This is a genomic window from Modestobacter sp. DSM 44400, assembly GCF_900107175.1.
Classification (GTDB): domain Bacteria; phylum Actinomycetota; class Actinomycetes; order Mycobacteriales; family Geodermatophilaceae; genus Modestobacter.
On the sequence record NZ_FNOZ01000015.1, the window covers coordinates 75,260 to 91,715 of the forward strand.

Sequence of the window (16,456 nt, forward strand, 5' to 3'; positions counted from 1 at the left end):
GGCGGCGCTCAGCTGGTCGACAGCACGCCCACCTCGTCGGCGAACGTGAGCCGCGCTGCGGTGAGCTCCTGCAGTTCGCCGGCGGTGAGCCCGGGTGCCATCTCCCGGACGACGAAGCCCGCGGGCGTCACGTCCAGGACGGCGAGGTCGGTGAAGACGCGGTCGACCACCCCCGCCGCCGTCAGCGGGTACGAGCACTGCGGCAGCAGCTTCGGCCGGCCGTCCCGGGTGACGTGCGTGGTCATCACCAGCACCCGCTTCGCCCCGACGGACAGGTCCATGGCGCCGCCCACGGCCGGCGGGTGCGTGACCACGTCGGTGATCCAGTTCGCCAGGTCGCCGCGCTCGGAGACCTGGAAGGCGCCGAGCACGGTCAGGTCGATGTGGCCCCCCCGCATCATCATGAAGGCGTCGGTGTGGTGGAAGAACGACCCGCCGGGCAGCAGTGTGACCGGCTGCTTGCCGGCGTTGATCAGCTCCGGGTTCTCCTCGCCGGGTGCCGGAGCCGGTCCCATGCCGAGGATGCCGTTCTCGGAGTGGTAGACGATCTCCTTGTCCGGGCCGACGACGTCGGCCACCAGCGTGGGCATGCCGATCCCGAGGTTGACGTAGGACCCGTCGGGGATGTCGGTGGCCACCCGCCGGGCGACGTCGATGTCGGACAGTGGCTGGATCACAGCACCTCCACGCGGACGACCCGGTCGACGTAGATGCCCGGGGTGACGATGGCCTCCGGGTCGAGCTCACCGAGCTCCACGAACTCGTCCACCTGGACCACGGTGAGCGCGGCGGCGGCGGCCATGGTCGGGCCGAAGTTGCGGGCGGCGGTCCGGTAAACCAGGTTGCCCCAGCGGTCGGCCCGGTACGCCTTGACCAGCGCCACGTCGCCGGGCAGGGGCTCCTCGAAGACCTGTCGTCGTCCACCGAGCACGCGCACCTCCTTGCCCTCGGCGAGCAGGGTGTCCGCGCCGGTCGGGGTGAAGAACCCGCCCAGCCCCGCCCCGGCGGCCCGCATCCGCTCGCTCAGCGTGCCCTGCGGCACCAGCTCCAGCTCGATCTCCCCGGCCCGCCAGAACTCCTCGAACCAGATCGAACCCGCCGAGCGGGGATAGGAGCAGACGATCTTCCGGACGCGGCGTTCCCGGATCAGCGCGGCGACGTCGCGCTCGCCGCTGCCGGCGTTGTTGGTGACGATGGTCAGGTCGCGGGCGCCCTGGTCGAGCAGGGCGTGCACCAGTTCCACCGGCACGCCGGAGTCGCCGAAGCCGCCGACCAGCACGGTCGCGCCGTCGGCGATGCCGGCAACCGCGTCGGCCAGCGTCGCGACCCGCTTGTCGATCACCGCGCCTCCTGCACGTACTGCTCCCGCCACCGGTCGAACTCGGTCGCGACGATGCGCTGGTCGTGCACTCCCGCCGCCGCCGGTGAGCACAGCCAGCGGATCGGCGGCCCCATCACCGCCGGGTCGAGCAGGTGCGCCCGCAGGTCGGGCGGAAAGCCGTCGGGGACCATCCCGGACGCCGTCGCGCCGCCGGGCAGCAGCACGTTGACCGTGACGCCGGTGCCCTCGAGGTCGGCGGCCATGATCCGGGACAGCGCCTCGGCGCCGGCCCGCGCGGGGCCGTAGGGGACGAAGCCCTTGCGCACCATCGTCTCGTGGTTCATCGACACGTTGACCACCCGGCCGCTCCCGGCCTCGAGCAGGTGCGGGACGACGGCACGCGCGACCAGGAAGTAGCCCGTCAGGTTGGTCTCCACCAGGTCGCGAAAGCCGTCGGAGGAGACCGACCAGAACGGCTGCGGCTCGGACAGGAACCTCGGGTTCACCGTCCGCATGCCGATGCCGGCGTTGTTGACCAGGACGTCGAGGCCGCCGAACTCCTCCACCGCCCGATCGACCCCGCGCGCCACGTCGCCCTCGTCGCGCACGTCCATCCCGATCCCGACGGCGCGGCCCGTCTGCTGCGCGCCGAGCTCCCGGGCGGCGACCTCGGCCCGGCCGGCGTCCCGTCCGGTCACAGCCACGGAGGCACCGGCGGCGAGCAGCGCCGCAGCCATCCCGGCGCCCAGGCCGCTCGTCCCGCCGGTGATCAGCACACGCACCCCGTCGGCGCGGTCGTCGTCGCTCACCAGGGAGACGCTAGCCCGGCGGGAGCGGCCGCGCCGGAACAGCCCGGCATGCCCTCCGGGCACCGCTGCGCCACGATGGTCGGGTGATCCGCAACGTGGTGGTCGGCCGGCTCCGACCGGGCACCGATCTTGCCGCCGTCCGGTCGGCTCTGGACGCGATCGTCGCCCTGCCGGTCGAGGGCCTGCTCGACGTGCGGGTCGGGCTGAACGCCGGTCTTCGCGAGGGCGCCTGGGGGTTCGCGATCACCAGTGACTTCGTGGACGCGGCCGCCTATCGCGTCTACGACGCCGATGCCGAGCACAACCGGATCCGCCGGGAGCTGTTCGATCCGCTGTGCGAGGAGATCGCCCGCATACAGTTCCAGACCTGAGCGGTCGGGCGTGCGGGGCAGGTGCCGGCCGGCCCGGCCGCATCCTCCTGGGGAACCGCCCAGAGCAGCTCGTCGGGGTCGGGGTCCGCCGACGAGCCGGCAGGCGCGGAGCACCCGCCCGCTGCCGCCGCGATGGATCGCCATGGCGCCGGCCGACCTCCTGCTCGACGAGCCCACGACGCACCTGGACCTGGCGCGCGCCGTCGACGTGCTGTTTCCCTGGTGGACAGGTTGCACGTGGAACCTGGTCGCACCGTCGTGATGGTCCCGCACGATCTCACCCTCGCCCTCCGCTACGCCGACCACCTGGTGGCGATGCGCGACGGCCGGATCGTCGCCCAGGGGTCACCCCGGGCGGTCGTCCCCGCCGACCTGCTCGCCGGGGCGTTCGGTCTACAGGCCACGTCGGAGGACGCTGAGAAGCCTTCGGGGCCGGCCTCGGTCGGCGATCAGGCGGTGCCCTCGAGTCTGACTCCCGCGGGCTCAGCGTGGTCGGCCGGCCGGTCCGGCGAACAGCGCCGAGCCGAGGCCGACGGCGAGGGCGCCCGCGTCGAGCCACGCCTGGACGTCGTCCCGGCGCAGACCGCCGGTGGGGATCGCCGCCAGGTCGGGGAACGGCTCGCGCAGTGCCCGCAGCCCGGCCGGACCGAGTTGGACGGCCGGGAAGAGCTTGACCGCCGCGCAGCCCAGCCGCTGCGCCCGCATCACCTCCCCGGCGGTGAGGCACCCGACGACCGCAGGCAGGCCGGTGGCGACCATCGCCGCCGTCACCACGTCGTCGCAGCCTGGTGACACCAGGAAGCCGGCGCCGGCGCTGGCCGCCGCCTCGGCCTGCTCGGGGCTGGTGACGGTGCCGACCCCGACGAGCAGGTCCAGCCCCCGGTCGGCGGTGAGGTCCCTGACCGCCTGGACGGCATCCGGCACGGTGAAGGTGATTCCCACCGCCCGGATGCCGCGGTCGGCGGCGGCGGAGGCGCGGCGGAGCGCTTCTCCGACGTCAGCTCCCCGGATCACGGCAAGAATCCGCGATCGCGCGAAGGTGGTGAGGACATCGTTCATTCGGTGTTGGCGTGGGCCGCGCGGGCCCGGTCGTTGTCGACGTCCCGCTGACGGGAGAGATCGAGGCAGACGACGTCGAGCACGACGTGCGTGGCCTGGTCGAACAGGCTGGACAAGGGTTGCACCGTCGTTGCCTCGCCGGGGCGGCGGTACTTGGTCGCGGCCGGCACGGTGAGCACGACGTCGGCCGGCTGGGCCAGTGGCGAGTCGGCGTCGGTGGTGACGGCGTGCACGGTGGCCCCGGCTCCTACTGCCTGTTCGGCGACACGCACGGTCCCGGCCGTGGTTCCGGACCCGGACACCGCGATCACCGTGTCTCCCGCAGCGATCGGGGGAGTGGTGGTTTCCCCGACGACGTACACCCGGAGCCCGAGGTGGCTCAGCCGCATGGCGAAGGCCTTGGCCATGAGTCCCGAGCGGCCCTCACCACTGACGAAGACGCGCTGGGCACCGGCGAGCCGGTCGGTCAGGGCGGCGACCTCCGCCCGGGAAACCTTGGCCAGCACGGTGGTCATCTCGTCCAGAACGGTGTCGATCAGATCGGTGCTCATGCGGAACCTCCATCGGGATGTGCGGCCTGGCCGAGCGCGAGGACGGCGGCCAGTGGATCGTCGGCCTGGGTGACCGCCGAGCCCACGATGACCCGGAGCGCCGGAACGTCGGCGAGCGCGGGCAGGTCCTCGACGGTCAGCCCGCCGGCCAGGGCCAGTCGCCGGCCGTCCGCCCAGGAGCCCAGCAGGTCGGCGGGCCGGGCACCGCCGGCCTGGGCGTCCTTGCCGACATGGGCGGCGAGGACCACGGTCTGCGCCAGGCGGGCGGCCAGCGTCTCCCGCCGTCCAGCCGACAACCCCATGAAGTCCACGACGACCTCGCGACCGCGTTCCTCGGCGATGCGCACCGCCGTGTCGACCGTGGCGTCGTCGGCGAGCCCGAGGACCGTCGCCGCGGAGGCGCCGGCGTCGTAGAAGAGGGTGAACTCGAACGCCGCGTCGTCGGCAGTCTTCAGGTCGGCCAGCACGGGGGTTGCGCCGGCCGCTTCGACGATTGCGGTGAACCCTGCCACTCCGTACTGCTTGATCAGCGAGGTGCCGACCTCGATCCAGTCGGCGTGTGGTGCCACCGCTCCGGTGACGGCCAGCGCACGGGTCAGCGGAAGGCGGTCGAGGGCTACTTGCAGCTCCACGGGCGGTCCTCTCGACGTGTCGGCTGGACGGGACGCCCGTCCAGGAACGTGTTCAGTTGCTCACGGGTGGGCAGGCCGTCCTTGTCCCCCGGGCTGGTCGTGGCCAGGGCGCCGACGGCCGCTGCCCGGCGCAGCTGACCGGTCAGGTCCAGACCGTCGAGGTGGGCGCTGATCAGGCCGGCAGCGAAGCCGTCGCCCGCCCCGACGGTGTCCACGGCGGCCACCGGGAAGATGGGCTGGTTCCACCGCTCGGCGGTGGTGTATGCGCTCGCTCCCGCTGCCCCGCACTTGACGATGACCCGGGACGCCCCCTGGTCGAGGTAGAACCCAGCGATACCCGGCGGATGGTTCCGCCCGGTGAGCAGATAGCCCTCCCCGGCTCCGGGCAGGACCCAGTCGGCCCGCGCGGCCATGTCGTTGACGACCCGGACCATCTCCTCCGGGCTGGCCCAGAGGCTGGGGCGCAGGTTCGGGTCGAAGGAGATCGTGGCGCCGGCGGCTCGGGCGACGTCGACCGCGCGGAAGGCGAAGGCCCGGGTGCTCGCCGACAGAGCAAGCGGGATCCCGGTCAGGTGCAGGTGCCGGGCCGTGGCGATGTAGCTGTCGGTGGCCGGGGAGGCGGCCAGCCGGCTGCCCGCCGAGTCGCGGCGGAAGTAGACCACGTCCGGGTCGCCGCCCTCGGCCCTGCTCTTCAGCTGGAAGCCGGTAGGAGCGTCCGAGTCCAAGGTGACCGTGGAGATGTCGACGTTGGCGCCGGCCAGTTCCGCGAGCGCGAACCGTCCGAACGGGTCGTCGCCGACCCGGCCGATCCAGCCGACCGGGTGCCCGAGGCGGGCGAGCCCGGTGGCCAGGTTGGTCTCGGCGCCGGCGAGTGCCCGGCGGTAGGTCGAGACCAGCTCGAGGGGACCGGGTTCCTGGGCGACGAACATGGCCATCACCTCTCCGAACGTCACCGCATCCAGCGAGCAGGGGAGGTCGACGGTCCGAGTGGCGGACATGGGGGTTCTCCGATCCGGCGCGATGCGCCGCGGGCTTGGACGACCGGGTTGACCAGCCGGCCGATCCCGCTGGCGGCGATGTCGACGGTGTCGCCGGGGCTGATGGGGGTGTACTCGCCGGGCGCACCGGTCAGCACGACGTCGCCCGGGCCGAGGGTCATGAACGACGTGAGGTAGACGAGCACCTCGACCACCCCGCGGGCGAGGGCCTGCGTGGACGCCGGCCGGAGCGCGCGCCCGTTGAGCGAGACGGTCACCCGGGTATCGGTGGCATCGAGGTCGGTCTCGATCCAGGGTCCCAGCGGAGTGAAGCCGTCGTACCCCTTGGCGGTGGTCCACAGTGGATCGCTGCGCTGCAGGTGACGGGTGGTCACGTCGTTGCCGATCGTGTAACCGAGAACAGCGGTGAGTGCGTCGGCCCGAGTCAGGTGATGCGCCGGCCGGCCGATGACGACCGCGAGCTCGCCCTCGGCATCCACCCGGCCGATCCCCGGCGGAACGGGAATGGGGTCGCCGGGCCCGATGAGGCTGCGTGCGGACTTGAGGAAGGCCTGCGGCGGCTTGCGGCGGTCCCCGGGACCGGTGTTGTGCGCCATGCCGACGATCACCCGCGGTTCGACCGGCGCGAGCAGCCGGGCCTCATCCACCGGTACACGAGTTCCGGTGCGGCGCGGCATCGGAGCGAACGCATCGTCCAGGAGGAGGAGCGTGTCCCCCTCCTGCACGGCGTGCACGGACCTCCCCGCGTGTGCGATGCGGGCGATCCGCATCTCAGGCCGTGAAGGCCGCAGGTGCGGAGCGGGCGGTCCGGTCGCGGCGGACCAGCGGCGTGACCGCCGCCGCCACCGCCAGGGACAGCGCCATCAGCAGGAACGACGCGGAGGAGGAGCCGGTGCTCGAGTCCAGCCACCCCACCAGGTAGCTGCCGGCGAAACCGCCGACGGCACCGAAGGAGTTGACCAGGGCGATCGCGGGGGCCGCGGCTCGAGCCGGCAGGAACTCCGAGATGCTGGCGAAGTACGGCCCGTACGGCGCATACATCGCACCGCCGGCGATCACCAGCAGCACGAAGGACAGCCAGAACCGATCGGGGCCGAGCAGATAGGAGCCGTAGAATGCGGCCGCCCCCAGGGCCAGCCACGGCCACACGTACAGACTGCGGTTGCCGGAGCGGTCCGAGGCGCGGCTGTTCAGCACCATGAGGAGGACGGCCAGGGCATAGGGCGCGCCGGAGATGACGCCGGTCAACCCGATCCCCTGACCGGAACCGGCCTTCACGATCGTGGGCAGCCAGAACACGAAGCCGTAGACACCCAGGCTCCAGAGCAGGTACTGCGCCGACAGCAGCAGAACGTTGGGCGAGCGCATCGCCGCTCCCCAGCTGCGGACCGGCTGCAGGGCGGACTGCTCTGCGGCCAGCGTCCGCTCCACGCCGTCCCGCTCTGCCGGGTTCAGCCATCCGGCGTCCTTCGGCCGGTCGGCGACCAGCGCGCGGAAGACGAATGCCCACAGGATCGCGGGAACGCCCTCGAGGATGAACATCCACCGCCATGAGGTGGCTTCGATGAGGTACCCGGACACGACGGTGAGCCACAGCACCGTGACCGGGTTGCCGAGGATCAGAAAGGTTTTCGCGCGGCCACGTTCCTTCTTGGTGAACCAGTGGCTCAGGAAGATCACCATGGCGGGCAGCACGGCTGCCTCGACGACACCGACCAGGAAGCGCACCACCATCAACGTGGGGACGTTGGTCAACACACCCTGCAGGGAAGCCAGGGCTCCCCAGGCGATGAGGCTCCAGAAGATGAGGGTGCGAACGCTGCGGCGTTCGGCGTAGAGGGCGCCGGGTACCTGGAACAGGAAGTAGCCCACAAAGAACGCCGCGCCCAGCAGCGCCGCGATCCCCCCGGTGATGCCCAGGTCCTCGCGCATCCCACCGGCGACCGCCACCGAGTAGTTGGAGCGGTCCAGGTAGGCGAGGCTGTAGGTGACGAAAGCAATCGGTAGCAACCGCGCCCAGCGTTGCGTGCCGAGCACCCCCTGATCACCAGCTGTCGGGGCGCTGGCCCCGGACGGTGTGGGCATGACACGAAGCTCCTGGTCATGGGTGCGACGGATCGTGCGTGCCGCATCGTGGAAAGACTTGCCGAACTGCGAGAAGCATGCCGATCTCTGCGGAGTGTGTCAACCATCTCTTTCAACCAGCAGCAAGATTTGCTGCATCATGAGAAAATCGAACGTCATGTCGGACAGCGGGGGAACTCAGGCGACGTCGGCCTCCGGTCGACGTTCCACCGACATGGTCGGCAAGGCGCTCGCCGTGCTGTCTCTGCTGGGCGACCGTCCCGCCGGCTCCACGCTTTCGGAGCTGTCGCGGGCAGCGGGCTATCCGACGAGCACGACCTACCGGCTGCTCGGGGCGCTCAACCGGGACGGCTTCGTCTCACTCGACGAGGTCACCAAGCGCTATCACCTCGGGCTGAAGGTCTTCGAGCTCGGCCTGCGCGTCTCCCAGGCTCACGGCTTCACCGGCGTGGCGCTCCCGATCATGCAGGAGCTGTCCGCGTTCACCCGCGAAGCCACCCTCATGTCTGTGCTCGACGGGCACCAGCAGCTGTACGTCCACTATTTCGAGGGCCCCCAGCAGGTCAGCGTGACCGGTGAACCGGGCAGACATGGCCCGCTGCACTGCACGTCGATGGGGAAGATCCTGGTCGCGTTCGCGCCGTCCGCCGTCCGCGACGAGCTGCTGGCGACCCTGGACCTGCCGCCCGCCGGGCCTCATGCCATCACCGACCGGGAGGCCTTCGGTCGGGAGATCGCCGAGGTCGCGCGATGTGGTCACGCGATCTCCGACGAGGAGCACGAAGCCGGCATCCGAGCAGTGGGTGTTCCGGTGCTCAGGCCGGACGGGACGGCCATCGCGGCGTTGTCCGCCGCGGCGCCCGCCTTCCGCGTGAGCCTCGATCAGTTGATCGGTTTCGTGCCCGCGCTGACCGGCGCAGCCCGGGAGCTCGCGGTCCGCCTGCCCGTCCGGGCCTGACGCCGCCGAGGCCGCGGGGCGCAAGCAGTGGACGGTACGAGGTCGGTCCACCCGCGAAGAGTTCTGTTCCGGACGGGCCGACTCCGCGCCCCAGGTCCTCCTCGCTCGTTCCTGGCTGCGAATGCTCCCGGAACTGTCGTCAGACCCTGACGATGGCGGCCACCGGGCCGCCGCCGGACGGCCCCTGGTGCACCGCCGCGACCGACACGAACACCGCCGGGTCCCCGGTCACCGAGGCGGCGACGCCGCCGACGGTCGCCTTGATCTGGCGGTGCCAGAACACGTCGGAGTCGTCCAGCATCGCGTTGCGCCGGCCGCGCACGTAACCGGTCGGGTCGGCCTCGCACTTGAGGAAGACATTGACCAGCCGGTCGCCGAGGTCGCTGGTGCGCGGGCGCTCGGGCAGGTCGAGGCCGGCGTCCCGGACGGCGTTCCAGATGCCGTCGGAGTCGAGCGCGTCCTCCATCACCGAGTGGCCGACGCGGTACTTCCCGCCGTGCCCGCGCGCGTTGCCGACGACGACGATCTGCGCCCGGTCGAGCTCGACGCCCGAGGAGCATGAGGCGACCGCGCTGAACAGCGAGAAGTCGCGCATGACCTGCCTCTGCTCCGGCATCTCGATCTCGCCCAGCGCCAGCGCGATGCCCAGCGCGGTGGTGCCGTTGGAGAGGTCCATGGAGCCGTGCGGCTCGTCGTAGTAGGTCTCCTGACCGCGTGACTTGGCCTCGCGGATGGTCTCGATGGTCAGCAGCGGGGTCTTGGTCTGCACGTAGTGGACGTCGGCGGGGTCGGTGATCCCGGCCTCGGCCATCGCCCGGCGCACGCCCTCGGCGACCTTTTCCACCATGCTCAGCCGGCCGATGTCCTCGGGCAGCAGGGTTTCGCTCATCGCGAAGCCCACGGTCAGCCGCGGCTCGTCGGTCTTCTCCACGGCGTCCTCGGGGAGCGTGGCGAAGATGGTGGCGTGCGGGCTGATGACGCCGTCCGTGCCGCCGGACCAGACGATCGGGATCTGCTTGACCTCCTCCGCCGTCCGGGTGCCCTTCGCCACCAGCACCTCGCGGAACGCGCGGTCGGCGATGATCCGGGTGTAGTCGTTGACCCCGCCGTTGCCCTCCGTCTTGCCGATCACGGCGATGACCCGGTCGGCGTCCAGAACGCCGTCGTCGATGAGCTTCGCGAGCTCGGAGGCGTCGCTGACGTTGTGCAGCGGGACCTTGCGGACCTCGATCGGTGCGGGCATCGGTTCACTCTTCCTTTGTCGGTGGGGGGCGGGAGGGTCCTTCTGCAGGACGGTGCCGACGTCGTCGCGACTGACGGCGTCGGAGATGTGCTCGAGGGAGGTGATGACGGCGCGGCGCTCGTGGTCCGCGGCCGCACCGCCGTCGACGAACCGGAGCGCGGCGTCGACCTTGGGCCCCATGCTCCCGCGGGCGAACTGGCCGGCCGCCGCGTGCTCGCGCAGCTGGGCTGCGGTCACCGCGCCGAGCGGACGCTGCGCCCGCGTGCCGAAGTCGACCATCACGTTGGGGACGTCGGTGGCGATCACCAGGGTGTCCGCGCTGAGCTCCCGGGCCAGGAGCGCTGCGGTGAGGTCCTTGTCGATGACGGCCTCGACGCCGCGCAGCGCCCCGCCGTCCCGACCGTCGTCCACGACCGGCACCCCCCCGCCGCCGGCGCAGACGACGACGAACCCGGCCGAGACCAGGGCCGTGATCGCCGGGACGTCGACGACGGACAGCGGTTCGGGCGAGGCGACCACCCGCCGCCAGCCGCGCTCGCCGCGGTCCTCCCACACCTGGCCGAGGTCGATGAACCGCTGCGCCGCCTCGCGCGGCAGGAACCGGCCGACCGGCTTGGTGGGGGCCTGGAAGCCCGGATCGCCGGGGTCGACGAGGGTGCGGGTGACCAGGGCGGCGGTCCGCTGCGAGAGCCCGAGCGCGGCCAGGCCGGCGTCCAGCTCGTCGGCGATGGTGAAGCCGATGGTCGCCTGGGTCTGCGCGACGTTCCAGTCCAGGGGCACCGGCGGTACCTCGTGCGCGGCCAGCTCGTTCTTGACCAGCAGGTTGCCCACCTGCGGGCCGTTCCCGTGGGTCAGCACCACCTGGACGCCGGTGGCGACCACCTCGGCCACGTGCCCCGCGGCGACGGCGATCGCGTCGCGTTGCGCACCGGGGGTGGCCGACCCGTCCGACCCGGTCATGGCGTTCCCCCCGAGCGCGATGACGACGCGGCGGGGGGGAGGGGTCACCGCGCGACCCTAGCCGCTGAATGCCTTAGCGGTGAAGTAGTTCGGAAATCCGTCGCGCAACCGGTCGAGGACCGGCAGGGTGCGCACGGTGGGCGACGAGGAACGCCTGACCGTGGCCGGCTCGGGGACCCAGCCGTCGCGGGCCGCTCGGCGGGGCGAGGTCGTGCTGCGAGATCCGGGGCCCGGGAGCGCCGCCGTCCTCGCCCTGCTGCACCACTACGCGGCAGTCGGCTTCCGAGGGGCTCCCCGACCGGTCGGGTCCGGCTGGTCCGCCGACGGGCGCGAGGCGCTTCAGTTCCTGCCCGGTTCGAGCCCGCATCCGGGGGCCTGGCCGGACGACGCGCTGCCGGCCCTCGGCGACCTGGTCCGCCGCGCCCACGAGGCCGGCGCGGGCTTCCAGCTACCGGCTGGAGCCCAGTGGCGTCCGTGGTGGGGTCGTCCGGCACGCCATGGTCGCGTGGTCATCGGGCACTGCGACGTCGGGCCGTGGAACGTGGTCGCGGGGGACGACGGCGTCCCGTACGCGCTCCTCGACTGGGAGTTCGCCGGCCCCGTCGACCCCGTCCTGGAACTCGCCCATGCCGCGTGGTTGAACGCCCAACTGGTCGACGACGACATCGCCGAGGCGCATGGGCTGCCGTCGGCCGCCGTGCGGGCGGGCCAGGTGCGGCTGCTGCTCGACGGTTACGGCACACCGGCGGCCGAGCGGGCGGGTTTCGTCGACCTGCTGCTGGAGGTGGCCGTCCGGTCAGCCCGGGCGGAGGCGGTCGAGCAGGCGGTCACGCCGGAGAGCACCACTGCGGTCACCGCCACCGGGTACCCGGTGCTGTGGGCGATCACCTGGCGGGCACGCAGCGCGGCCTGGATGGTGCAGCATCGCGGGTTGCTGGAGCGCGCCCTCGGCTGACCAGCCGTCGCCGCCGGCTCAGCGCCGCCAGAAGTCGTACCGGTCGCGCCTGGCCGGAAGCCGGCGGCCTCCACGATGGCGATCGCGAGGCCGAAGCGCTGGGCGACCGAGTGCGGCACGTGCGCGTCGCTGCCGAAGCTGACCGCCGTCCCGCCCTCCTCGCGGAACCAGCGCACCAGGTCCACCGACCACAGCGGGCTGGTGGTGTTGACCTCCAGCGCGCGCCCGTCGGCGGCCAGGGCGCGGAAGACGGCGCGGTACTCCTCCTCGAAGTGCTGCTCCGGGTACCGGTCGCGACCGCCGGGCCAGGTACGCCGCGGGAAGTCGCAGTGCGCCAGCACGTGGAAGACGTCGCTGGTCTCGACCATGGTGACCATCTCGCCCAGGTAGCGCCGCATCGTCTGCTCGGCGGTGCCCGCGGTGAGCAGCCGGCTCACCCCGATCAGTTGGCCGTCCAGCGTCAGTGAGTGCAGCGAGCCGAGCACCCGGTCGACGGGGGAGGCCTTGAGGTGCGCGGCGATGCTGCCGGCGAACAGGTGCGGCTCGCCGGCCTCGACCCCGGACCAGACCCGCAGCTGGGGAAAGCGGTCCCGGCACTCCCAGATCGTCTCGGCGTAGACGTCGCTGTCGATCGGGCGCTGGTTGGCCGGGTGCCGGTCGGTGACCCCGTCGGTGCTGGCCCGGTCGTCGGCCCCCCACACGGTGAAGTCCAGGTGCTCGGTGAAGGCGATGGCCGGCAGCCCGATTCGCACCGCCTCCGCACAGGCGCCGAGCATCGAGGCGCGGGGTCCGGTGTCCCAGGAGAACTCGCTGTGCACGTGGTTGTCCGGCGGAAGCCTTCTCGGCGGGACCTCGGGCGACATCGCCGCCCATCTTCCTCCCGTCGTCCACAGGGTGCGCTCACCGGTCCGGGCGCTGTCGGTGGCGACGCCTACGGTCGGGGCATGAGTAGCCTGTTGACCCCGACGTCCGAGCCCCGGTTCGCCGCCGCCGACGAGGCGCTCGGTGTGCTGCGCGAGCTCACCGGGCGCTCCGACGCGGTCTTCCGGGAAGGTCAGGACGCCGCCGTCGCCGCGCTGGTCGAGCGGCAGCAGCGAGCCCTGGTCGTGCAGCGCACCGGCTGGGGCAAGTCCGCGGTCTACTTCGTCTCCACCGCCCTGCTCCGCCGCCGCGGCAAGGGGCCCACGCTCCTGGTGAGCCCGCTGCTCGCGCTGATGCGCGACCAGGTCGCCGCCGCGGCCCGCGCCGGCATCAAGGCCGTGGAGATTTCCAGCGCCAACGCCACCGAGTGGGACAACGTCGCCGCGCGGCTGGCCGCCGACGACGTCGACGTGCTGCTGGTGTCCCCCGAGCGGTTGACCAACCCCCGGTTCCGCGATGAACAGCTGCCCGGCCTGGTCTCCCGTTGCGGCCTGCTCGTCGTCGACGAAGCGCACTGCGTCTCCGACTGGGGCCACGACTTCCGCCCCGACTACCGGCGTATCCGCGACCTGCTCGGCCAGCTCCCGGCCGGCACCCCGGTCCTGGCCACCACGGCAACGGCCAACGAGCGGGTGGTGGCCGACGTCGCCGAGCAGCTGGGCGCCGGTGGCGTCGCGGTCACCACCGTGCGAGGTCCGCTCGCCCGCGACTCGCTGCGGCTGGGCGTGCTGCGGCTGGACACCGACCGGGCCCGGCTGGCCTGGCTCGCCTCGCACATCGGCGACCTGCCGGGCAGCGGCATCGTCTACACCCTCACCGTCGCTGCGGCCGAGGAGACGGCGGCGCTGCTTCGCGACGCCGGGCACCAGGTGCGTGCCTACACCGGCCGGCTGGACGACGCCGATCGCAAGGACGCCGAGGAGGCACTCCGGGAGAACAGGGTGAAGGCGCTGGTGGCCACCTCGGCCCTGGGCATGGGCTTCGACAAGCCGGACCTGGGATTCGTCGTCCACCTGGGGGCGCCGTCCTCGCCGGTCAGCTACTACCAGCAGGTCGGTCGTGCCGGCCGCGCTGTGGAGCACGCCGACGTGCTGCTGCTCCCCGGCCCCGAGGACATCGCGATCTGGCAGTGGTTCGCCACCTCCTCCATGCCGCGGGAGGACCACGCCGCGGCGGTGCTGACCGCCATGGCCGACGGCAAGGCCTGGTCGGTGGCGCGGCTCGAGACCGTCGCCGACGTGCGCCGGTCCCGTCTCGAGCTGCTGCTCAAGGTGCTCGCCGTCGACGGGGCGGTGGAGCGCGTGCAGGGCGGCTGGCGGTCCACCGGCCGGCCGTGGGTATACGACGCCGACCGTTACGCCCGGGTGACGCAGACCCGGGAGGCCGAGCAGCGGGCGATGCTCGCCTACGCCAAGCCGGTCGACTCGGCGGAGTGCCGGATGGCCTTCCTGCAGACGGCGTTGGACGACCCGACGGCCGCCCCCTGCGGCCGGTGCGACGCCTGCGCCGGGCCCTGGTACTCCGCCGATGTCCCCGCCGGAGCGGCCGAGGCGGCGTCGGCCCGGCTCGACCGGCCCGGGGTGGAACTGGCCCCCCGAGCCCAGTGGCCCACCGGCGCCGACCGCCTCGGGGTCGAGGTGAAGGGGAAGATCGCCGCTGGCGAGCAGCTGGAGACCGGCCGGGCGGTGGCTCGGCTGACCGACCTCGGCTGGGGCCAGCGACTGCGCACCCTGCTCGGGGACGACGGCGTCGGCGGGGTGGCCCAGCTGACCGAGGGCGTCGAGGCCCCGAGCATCGAGGAGGACCCGGACGCCGCATTCGACGTCGCGCACCGGGTGATCCGCCCCGGCCTGCCCTCCGACGCCCCGCCGGACGACGAGCTGCTGAAGGCCTGTGCCAGGGTGCTCGGCTCGTGGAACTGGGCGCAGCGCCCAGCGGCCGTGGTGGCGATGCCTTCCCGTCGCCGGCCCGCCTTGGTTTTTGGCGTGGCCCAAGGTCTGGCCCGGCTCGGGCGGCTGCCCTACCTCGGTGAGCTGAGCTACGCCCACGGAGGTCCCACCGGTTCCCCCGGCGGCAACAGCGCCTTCCGGCTGGCCGGCGTCTGGGGCCGGGTGGTCGTGTCCGAGGAGCTGCGGAAGCGACTGGCGTCCGTGGCCGGGCCGGTCCTGCTGGTCGACGACCTGGCCGACTCCCGCTGGACGGTGACCGTGGCCGGGCGCGAGCTGCGCCGGGCGGGTGCGTCCGCGGTGCTGCCGTTCGCGCTGGCGCTCACCGCCTGAAAGAGGATCTCTCTGCGCCCCACTACTTGCAGGATCGCGGCGGGGCCCTGCAGGGAGGCCGATCAGGCTGCGGCGGTTGTCCACAGGTTTTCGAACAGCTGTGCGAAACCTGCGGTAGCGTGCCGGCATGTCGCTCGCACACCAGCCGTCGATGTGGGACGTCGCCGACGAGCCGGTGCTCACGCCGCTCCGCGGCCGCGTCACCCGCCACCCGCTCACCCGGGGCGCCTGGGTCGACCACCTGCCCGGTTGGGTGGAGGGCTCCGACGCCGTGCTCGAGGTGCTGCTGGGCGACATCGGCTGGCGGGCCGAACGGCGGCAGATGTACGACCGGGAGGTCGACGTGCCCCGGCTGCTCCGCTGGTACGGCGACGGCGAGACGCTGCCGCACCCCGCGCTCACCGACGCCCGCAGTGAGCTCAACATGCACTACGGACCGGAGCTCGGTGAGCCCTTCGTGACCGCGGGCATGTGCCTGTACCGCGACGGGCGGGACAGCGTCGCCTGGCACGGCGACCGCATCGGGCGCAGCCGAACCGAGGACACGATGGTCGCCATCGTCTCCTTCGGCTCACCGCGCGCGCTGATGCTGCGTCCCGTCGGCGGCGGGGAGAGCCTGCGATTCAGCCTCGGTCACGGCGACCTCGTCGTCATGGGCGGCTCGTGTCAGCGCACCTGGGAGCACTGCATTCCCAAGACGGCCAAACCGATCGGTCCCCGGGTCAGCGTCCAGTTCCGGCCGCGCGGGGTTGCCTGACCGCCCGAATGCCCTGGTCGACAGCCGGTGTCCGGCATCGCACGGGGCACCCGCGCACCCCCCTGCCGACTCCTCTTCGGGGCGTGTATGGTTCTCCTTGCACCGCGCGAGAACGGACCGGGTCGCCAGCCTGGTCAACCGCCGGTCGAACCCCTGCGGTCCGACTGCTGCGGAACGCGATGTACAGTGGAAATCAGCGCCACGGAGAACGGTCGAGCAGTCGGCCGAGGAACGTGCGCGTCCGCTCCTTGAGAACTCAACAGCGTGCCGAAAGTCAGTGCCAAGTAACAAATCCCTATCCGGGTCTTTTGGATTCGGTGGGTTCCTTTGGTTGATTGAACGAGAGTGCCAACTCTCGGTCTCAGCTGCGATCAAATCATCTACGGAGAGTTTGATCCTGGCTCAGGACGAACGCTGGCGGCGTGCTTAACACATGCAAGTCGAGCGAGGCCCACTCTTCGGGGTGGTGCCCTAGCGGCGAACGGGTGAGTAATACGTGGGCAACCTGCCCTCAGCTCTGGGATAACTCCAAGAAATTGGTGCTAATACCGGATGTG

The 16,456-nt window shown here is 72.1% G+C and carries 15 protein-coding genes, 1 rRNA gene and 1 pseudogene; 6 read left to right on the forward strand and 11 right to left on the reverse strand.

Features of this window, described 5'->3' with window-relative positions; all coding sequences use genetic code 11:
- Nucleotides 1-8 precede the first annotated feature (8 nt).
- Genes BLW04_RS11705 through BLW04_RS11715 form a run of 3 tightly spaced genes read right to left on the reverse strand, consistent with a single transcriptional unit; the run spans nt 9 to nt 2,130 of the window.
- Nucleotides 9-677: a 3-oxoacid CoA-transferase subunit B gene (locus BLW04_RS11705; protein ID WP_217631002.1), complete on the reverse strand. Its 669-nt coding sequence runs from the start codon at nt 675-677 to the stop codon at nt 9-11.
- Nucleotides 674-1,342, reverse strand: a complete 669-nt coding sequence (locus tag BLW04_RS11710) for a 3-oxoacid CoA-transferase subunit A (protein ID WP_091540653.1) — start codon at nt 1,340-1,342, stop codon at nt 674-676. The genes BLW04_RS11705 and BLW04_RS11710 overlap by 4 nt, the downstream gene beginning before the upstream one ends.
- A complete protein-coding gene (locus tag BLW04_RS11715) occupies nt 1,339-2,130 on the reverse strand; it encodes an SDR family NAD(P)-dependent oxidoreductase (protein WP_217631003.1) in 792 nt (263 codons plus the stop codon). The genes BLW04_RS11710 and BLW04_RS11715 overlap by 4 nt, the downstream gene beginning before the upstream one ends.
- Before the next feature lie 83 nt (nt 2,131-2,213).
- On the opposite strand from BLW04_RS11715, the gene BLW04_RS11720 reads away from it, so the two are divergent.
- On the forward strand, nt 2,214-2,501 hold the full coding sequence (locus tag BLW04_RS11720; RefSeq protein WP_091540658.1) for a Dabb family protein: 288 nt from the start codon (nt 2,214-2,216) through the stop codon (nt 2,499-2,501).
- Between the two features lie 483 nt (nt 2,502-2,984).
- Here BLW04_RS11720 and BLW04_RS11730 read toward each other — a convergent pair whose 3' ends face one another.
- From BLW04_RS11730 to BLW04_RS11755, 6 genes are read right to left on the reverse strand one after another with little or no spacing between them, the layout of a single operon-like run.
- The gene (locus tag BLW04_RS11730; RefSeq protein WP_091540660.1) at nt 2,985-3,560 is read right to left on the reverse strand and encodes a bifunctional 4-hydroxy-2-oxoglutarate aldolase/2-dehydro-3-deoxy-phosphogluconate aldolase; all 576 of its coding nucleotides are present in this window, start codon (nt 3,558-3,560) and stop codon (nt 2,985-2,987) included.
- Nucleotides 3,557-4,111 (reverse strand): 6-phospho-3-hexuloisomerase, encoded by a 555-nt coding sequence (hxlB, locus tag BLW04_RS11735; protein ID WP_091540664.1) that lies wholly within the window; start codon nt 4,109-4,111, stop codon nt 3,557-3,559. The genes BLW04_RS11730 and hxlB overlap by 4 nt, the downstream gene beginning before the upstream one ends.
- On the reverse strand, nt 4,108-4,743 hold the full coding sequence (locus BLW04_RS11740; RefSeq protein WP_091540667.1) for an orotidine 5'-phosphate decarboxylase / HUMPS family protein: 636 nt from the start codon (nt 4,741-4,743) through the stop codon (nt 4,108-4,110). The genes hxlB and BLW04_RS11740 overlap by 4 nt, the downstream gene beginning before the upstream one ends.
- Nucleotides 4,728-5,741: a sugar kinase gene (locus BLW04_RS11745; protein WP_091540670.1), complete on the reverse strand. Its 1,014-nt coding sequence runs from the start codon at nt 5,739-5,741 to the stop codon at nt 4,728-4,730. The genes BLW04_RS11740 and BLW04_RS11745 overlap by 16 nt, the downstream gene beginning before the upstream one ends.
- Nucleotides 5,693-6,511: a fumarylacetoacetate hydrolase family protein gene (locus BLW04_RS11750; protein WP_091540674.1), complete on the reverse strand. Its 819-nt coding sequence runs from the start codon at nt 6,509-6,511 to the stop codon at nt 5,693-5,695. Before BLW04_RS11750 ends, BLW04_RS11745 begins: the two co-directional genes overlap by 49 nt.
- Before the next feature lies 1 nt (nt 6,512).
- The gene (locus BLW04_RS11755) at nt 6,513-7,826 is read right to left on the reverse strand and encodes an MFS transporter (RefSeq protein ID WP_091540677.1); all 1,314 of its coding nucleotides are present in this window, start codon (nt 7,824-7,826) and stop codon (nt 6,513-6,515) included.
- 22 nt (nt 7,827-7,848) lie between these two features.
- Between BLW04_RS11755 and BLW04_RS11760 the strand changes: the two genes are divergently transcribed.
- Nucleotides 7,849-8,784, forward strand: coding sequence for an IclR family transcriptional regulator (locus BLW04_RS11760; protein WP_217631005.1), 936 nt, complete (start codon nt 7,849-7,851; stop codon nt 8,782-8,784).
- A gap of 139 nt (nt 8,785-8,923) precedes the next feature.
- On the opposite strand, the gene BLW04_RS28370 is transcribed toward BLW04_RS11760, so the two are convergent.
- Nucleotides 8,924-11,035, reverse strand: coding sequence for a cyanuric acid amidohydrolase (locus BLW04_RS28370; protein WP_254781389.1), 2,112 nt, complete (start codon nt 11,033-11,035; stop codon nt 8,924-8,926).
- 79 nt (nt 11,036-11,114) lie between these two features.
- Between BLW04_RS28370 and BLW04_RS29625 the strand changes: the two genes are divergently transcribed.
- The gene (locus BLW04_RS29625; protein WP_217631006.1) at nt 11,115-11,942 is read left to right on the forward strand and encodes a phosphotransferase; all 828 of its coding nucleotides are present in this window, start codon (nt 11,115-11,117) and stop codon (nt 11,940-11,942) included.
- A gap of 260 nt (nt 11,943-12,202) precedes the next feature.
- On the opposite strand, the pseudogene BLW04_RS29630 reads toward BLW04_RS29625, so the two are convergent.
- Nucleotides 12,203-12,805, reverse strand: a pseudogene (locus BLW04_RS29630) (PHP domain-containing protein); the annotation flags it as partial.
- Nucleotides 12,806-12,886: 81 nt separating this feature from the next.
- Between BLW04_RS29630 and BLW04_RS11785 the strand changes: the two are divergent.
- From BLW04_RS11785 to BLW04_RS11795, 3 genes are all read left to right on the forward strand, one after another.
- The gene (locus BLW04_RS11785) at nt 12,887-15,142 is read left to right on the forward strand and encodes a RecQ family ATP-dependent DNA helicase (RefSeq protein ID WP_091540684.1); all 2,256 of its coding nucleotides are present in this window, start codon (nt 12,887-12,889) and stop codon (nt 15,140-15,142) included.
- A gap of 127 nt (nt 15,143-15,269) precedes the next feature.
- A complete protein-coding gene (locus BLW04_RS11790; RefSeq protein WP_091540688.1) occupies nt 15,270-15,899 on the forward strand; it encodes an alpha-ketoglutarate-dependent dioxygenase AlkB in 630 nt (209 codons plus the stop codon).
- 379 nt (nt 15,900-16,278) lie between these two features.
- Nucleotides 16,279-16,456 (forward strand): 16S ribosomal RNA (locus BLW04_RS11795); the annotation flags it as partial.

Coding starts and splice junctions, on each gene's coding strand:
- BLW04_RS11745 (WP_091540670.1), bottom strand. CDS start 5,741: ATGTCCGCCACTCGGACCGTCGACCTCCCCTGCTCGCTGGATGCGGTG.
- BLW04_RS11750 (WP_091540674.1), bottom strand. CDS start 6,511: ATGCGGATCGCCCGCATCGCACACGCGGGGAGGTCCGTGCACGCCGTG.
- hxlB (WP_091540664.1), bottom strand. CDS start 4,111: ATGAGCACCGATCTGATCGACACCGTTCTGGACGAGATGACCACCGTG.
- BLW04_RS11790 (WP_091540688.1), top strand. CDS start 15,270: ATGTCGCTCGCACACCAGCCGTCGATGTGGGACGTCGCCGACGAGCCG.
- BLW04_RS11785 (WP_091540684.1), top strand. CDS start 12,887: ATGAGTAGCCTGTTGACCCCGACGTCCGAGCCCCGGTTCGCCGCCGCC.
- BLW04_RS11755 (WP_091540677.1), bottom strand. CDS start 7,826: ATGCCCACACCGTCCGGGGCCAGCGCCCCGACAGCTGGTGATCAGGGG.
- BLW04_RS11730 (WP_091540660.1), bottom strand. CDS start 3,560: ATGAACGATGTCCTCACCACCTTCGCGCGATCGCGGATTCTTGCCGTG.